Raw genomic sequence first — 5,416 nt, forward strand, 5'->3', positions numbered from 1 at the left:
GTGTTTGTGTGGTGTAAGTTATCGGCCTATTAGTACCGGTCAGCTTCAACAGTCTTTAGTCCTGTCTTCCACATCCGGCCTATCAACCCAGTGGTCTGGCTGGGGGCCTCTCACACACGAGGTGTATGGAAATCTCATCTTGAAGCGAGCTTCCCGCTTAGATGCTTTCAGCGGTTATCCCATCCGAACGTAGCTAATCAGCGGTGCACTTGGCAGTACAACTGACACACCAGAGGTTCGTCCGTCCCGGTCCTCTCGTACTAAGGACAGCCCTTCTCAAATTTCCTGCGCGCGCAGCGGATAGGGACCGAACTGTCTCACGACGTTCTAAACCCAGCTCGCGTACCGCTTTAATGGGCGAACAGCCCAACCCTTGGGACCTACTCCAGCCCCAGGATGCGACGAGCCGACATCGAGGTGCCAAACCATGCCGTCGATATGGACTCTTGGGCAAGATCAGCCTGTTATCCCCGAGGTACCTTTTATCCGTTGAGCGACGGCCATTCCACAATGTACCGCCGGATCACTAGTCCCGACTTTCGTCCCTGCTTGAGATGTCTCTCTCACAGTCAAGCTCCCTTGTGCACTTACACTCGACACCTGATTGCCAACCAGGCTGAGGGAACCTTTGGGCGCCTCCGTTACTTTTTAGGAGGCAACCGCCCCAGTTAAACTACCCATCAGGCACTGTCCCTGACCCGGATCACGGGCCGAAGTTAGATGTCCAAAGTGACCAGAGTGGTATTTCAACGATGACTCCACCCCCACTGGCGTGAGGGCTTCAACGTCTCCCACCTATCCTACACAAGCCACTCCGAACACCAATACCAAACTATAGTAAAGGTCTCGGGGTCTTTCCGTCCTGCTGCGCGTAACGAGCATCTTTACTCGTACTGCAATTTCGCCGAGTTTATGGTTGAGACAGCGGGGAAGTCGTTACTCCATTCGTGCAGGTCGGAACTTACCCGACAAGGAATTTCGCTACCTTAGGATGGTTATAGTTACCACCGCCGTTTACTGGGGCTTAAATTCTCAGCTTCGCCTTGCGGCTAACCGGTCCTCTTAACCTTCCAGCACCGGGCAGGAGTCAGTCCGTATACATCGTCTTGCGACTTCGCACGGACCTGTGTTTTTAGTAAACAGTCGCTTCCCCCTGGTCTCTGCGGCCCCGATCCCCTCCCACCAGCAAGTGGTGTTCAAGGTTGGGGCCCCCCTTCTCCCGAAGTTACGGGGGCATTTTGCCGAGTTCCTTAACCATAATTCTCTCGATCGCCTTGGTATTCTCTACCTGATCACCTGTGTCGGTTTGGGGTACGGGCGGCTGGGACCTCGCGCCGATGCTTTTCTAGGCAGCATAGGATCACCGGATCCCCCCATGACGGGGGTCCCATCAGATCTCAGGATCGTCATCCAAGACACAGCGACGGATTTGCCTATCGCTGACCCTACATCCTTAGACCGGGGCAACCATCGCCCGGCCCGGCTACCTTCCTGCGTCACACCTGTTAATACGCTTACCTCCCGGGATCAGGTCCCGCGCTCGGCCAAAACCCGCACACCACAAGGGTGATTGGGCAGGCTCCGGGCGGTTAGTATCCCCCGCTTGGCATGGGCGGTCCTTCGCCGGTACGGGAATATCAACCCGTTGTCCATCGACTACGCCTGTCGGCCTCGCCTTAGGTCCCGACTTACCCAGGGCAGATTAGCTTGACCCTGGAACCCTTGATCATTCGGCGGACGGGTTTCTCACCCGTCTTTCGCTACTCATGCCTGCATTCTCACTCGTGTAGGCTCCACCGCTGGTTTACACCGCGACTTCACCGCCCACACGACGCTCCCCTACCACTCCAGACGACTGAACCACGAAGGCTTGTCTACTATCTGAAATCCACAACTTCGGCGGTGTACTTGAGCCCCGCTACATTGTCGGCGCGGAATCACTTGACCAGTGAGCTATTACGCACTCTTTCAAGGATGGCTGCTTCTAAGCCAACCTCCTGGTTGTCTTCGCAACTCCACATCCTTTCCCACTTAGCACACGCTTAGGGGCCTTAGTTGGTGGTCTGGGCTGTTTCCCTCTCGACTATGAAGCTTATCCCCCACAGTCTCACTGCTGCGCTCTCACTTACCGGCATTCGGAGTTTGGCTGACGTCAGTAACCTTGTAGGGCCCATCGGCCATCCAGTAGCTCTACCTCCGGCAAGAAACACGCAACGCTGCACCTAAATGCATTTCGGGGAGAACCAGCTATCACGGAGTTTGATTGGCCTTTCACCCCTACCCACAGCTCATCCCCTCCATTTTCAACTGAAGTGGGTTCGGTCCTCCACGACGTCTTACCGTCGCTTCAACCTGGCCATGGGTAGATCACTCCGCTTCGGGTCTAGATCACGCCACTACACTCGCCCTGTTCAGACTCGCTTTCGCTACGGCTACCCCACACGGGTTAACCTCGCGACGTAACACTAACTCGCAGGCTCATTCTTCAAAAGGCACGCCGTCACCAGAATCAGACTGGCTCCGACGGATTGTAAGCACACGGTTTCAGGTACTGTTTCACTCCCCTCCCGGGGTACTTTTCACCTTTCCCTCACGGTACTGGTCCGCTATCGGTCATTAGGAAGTATTTAGGCTTATCAGGTGGTCCTGACAGATTCACACGGGATTTCTCGGGCCCCGTGCTACTTGGGATCCTCTCCAGGCGGCACACAACATTACGGTTACGGGGCTAACACCCTCTCCGGCCGGCCTTTCAAGACCGTTCACCTATGCCTGCGCTCTCACCCCACCGGTCCGGCAGAACCAGTACGGAAAGTCCCACAACCCCGCCCATGCAACGCCCGCCGGCTATCACACATGGAACGGTTTAGCCTCATCCGCGTTCGCTCGCCACTACTAACGGAATCACTCTTGTTTTCTCTTCCTGCGGGTACTGAGATGTTTCACTTCCCCGCGTTCCCCCCACGCACCCTATGTGTTCAGATGCGGGTCACCAGATCACGCAAAACGCGTCTGGCGGGGTTTCCCCATTCGGACATCCTGGGATCACCGTTCGGTTATCAACTCCCCCAGGCTTATCGCAGATTCCTACGTCCTTCTTCGGCTCCTAATGCCAAGGCATCCACCGTGTGCCCTTAAAAACTTGACCACACAAGATCAAAAAACTTCTCGAGAGAACCAGACCCCCAAAAAGAGGGCCGGGTTCATAAAAAGAAATTGCTGTAAGACACGAAACAAACCCCAAGGGCCTGCCCGTGCCTAGATGCTCGCGTCCACTATGTAGTTCTCAAACAACAACCCCGTACCACACACCCCCGCACCACAACCACCCCCGGAAAAGGGACAGCCGTGCACGCACGAAGACCATGCAGCCAGGAAACCAGAAACACCCAAACCCGCCAGGAAAAACCACGCAAACCACACAGGCCACGCACCCTCCCCGACGGCCCTGTTGCCTCAGGACCCAACAGTGTGCCAAACACGAAAACCGGACAACCCCCTACCCGCACCGTTCCAAAACACCCACCACAAAAGTGAAGGCATCCGTACTGGACACAGGAAAAGAACCAACCGGCCGCTATCTGCTGATATTCCACCCATGAGCACCCACCGCAGAACAGACGCCTGCGCAATGGGCTTTGCTTCCACACACCCCCAACCAACCATGCGGAAGGAAGAAGGGCGATAATGGTGCTCCTTAGAAAGGAGGTGATCCAGCCGCACCTTCCGGTACGGCTACCTTGTTACGACTTAGTCCCAATCGCCGGTCCCACCTTCGACGGCTCCCCCCACAAGGGTTAGGCCACCGGCTTCGGGTGTTACCAACTTTCGTGACTTGACGGGCGGTGTGTACAAGGCCCGGGAACGTATTCACCGCAGCGTTGCTGATCTGCGATTACTAGCGACTCCGACTTCATGGGGTCGAGTTGCAGACCCCAATCCGAACTGAGACCGGCTTTTTGGGATTAGCTCCACCTCACAGTATCGCAACCCTTTGTACCGGCCATTGTAGCATGCGTGAAGCCCAAGACATAAGGGGCATGATGATTTGACGTCGTCCCCACCTTCCTCCGAGTTGACCCCGGCAGTCTCCTATGAGTCCCCGCCATCACGCGCTGGCAACATAGAACGAGGGTTGCGCTCGTTGCGGGACTTAACCCAACATCTCACGACACGAGCTGACGACAACCATGCACCACCTGTAAACCGACCGCAAGCGGGGCACCTGTTTCCAGGCGTTACCGGTTCATGTCAAGCCTTGGTAAGGTTCTTCGCGTTGCATCGAATTAATCCGCATGCTCCGCCGCTTGTGCGGGCCCCCGTCAATTCCTTTGAGTTTTAGCCTTGCGGCCGTACTCCCCAGGCGGGGCACTTAATGCGTTAGCTACGGCGCGGAAAACGTGGAATGTCCCCCACACCTAGTGCCCAACGTTTACGGCATGGACTACCAGGGTATCTAATCCTGTTCGCTCCCCATGCTTTCGCTCCTCAGCGTCAGTTAATGCCCAGAGACCTGCCTTCGCCATCGGTGTTCCTCCTGATATCTGCGCATTTCACCGCTACACCAGGAATTCCAGTCTCCCCTACATCACTCTAGTCTGCCCGTACCCACTGCAGAACCGGAGTTGAGCCCCGGTCTTTCACAGCAGACGCGACAAACCGCCTACGAGCTCTTTACGCCCAATAATTCCGGATAACGCTTGCGCCCTACGTATTACCGCGGCTGCTGGCACGTAGTTAGCCGGCGCTTCTTCTGCAGGTACCGTCACTTTCGCTTCTTCCCTACTGAAAGAGGTTTACAACCCGAAGGCCGTCATCCCTCACGCGGCGTCGCTGCATCAGGCTTGCGCCCATTGTGCAATATTCCCCACTGCTGCCTCCCGTAGGAGTCTGGGCCGTGTCTCAGTCCCAGTGTGGCCGGTCACCCTCTCAGGCCGGCTACCCGTCGTCGCCTTGGTAGGCCATTACCCCACCAACAAGCTGATAGGCCGCGAGTCCATCCAAAACCGCAAAAGCTTTCCACCACCACCACATGCGTGGAGCGGTCGTATCCGGTATTAGACCCAGTTTCCCAGGCTTATCCCAGAGTCAAGGGCAGGTTACTCACGTGTTACTCACCCGTTCGCCACTAATCCCCCCAGCAAGCTGGAGATCATCGTTCGACTTGCATGTGTTAAGCACGCCGCCAGCGTTCATCCTGAGCCAGGATCAAACTCTCCGTTGAAGTAAAACAAAAACAGACACAACCACAACCACCGGAAATAACGGCAGAAGAGCTGCACAAAATTTGAAACCAGCTGTAAAACCAGCCCCGCGCCACGGAGGTGACACGAAACCAGCCAAAACAACCAATTCATATAAATAAATCGGTATCAACAAACTTGGCACACTATTGAGTTCTCAAACAACAGACACA

Annotated in this window: 2 rRNA genes; both read right to left on the minus strand. The window is 55.8% G+C overall.

Going from position 1 to position 5,416, the window contains the following annotated elements:
• Nucleotides 1-8: 8 nt before the first annotated feature.
• Nucleotides 9-3,148: ribosomal RNA gene (locus QRN52_RS18005) — 23S ribosomal RNA — on the minus strand.
• A 553-nt stretch (nt 3,149-3,701) separates the two neighbouring features.
• Nucleotides 3,702-5,224, minus strand: a 16S ribosomal RNA gene (locus QRN52_RS18010).
• The 16S and 23S rRNA genes sit together here, the layout of an rRNA operon.
• Nucleotides 5,225-5,416: the final 192 nt, after the last annotated feature.

Origin of the sequence: Arthrobacter sp. efr-133-R2A-120, assembly GCF_030209835.1 — a bacterium.
Lineage (GTDB): Bacteria > Actinomycetota > Actinomycetes > Actinomycetales > Micrococcaceae > Arthrobacter.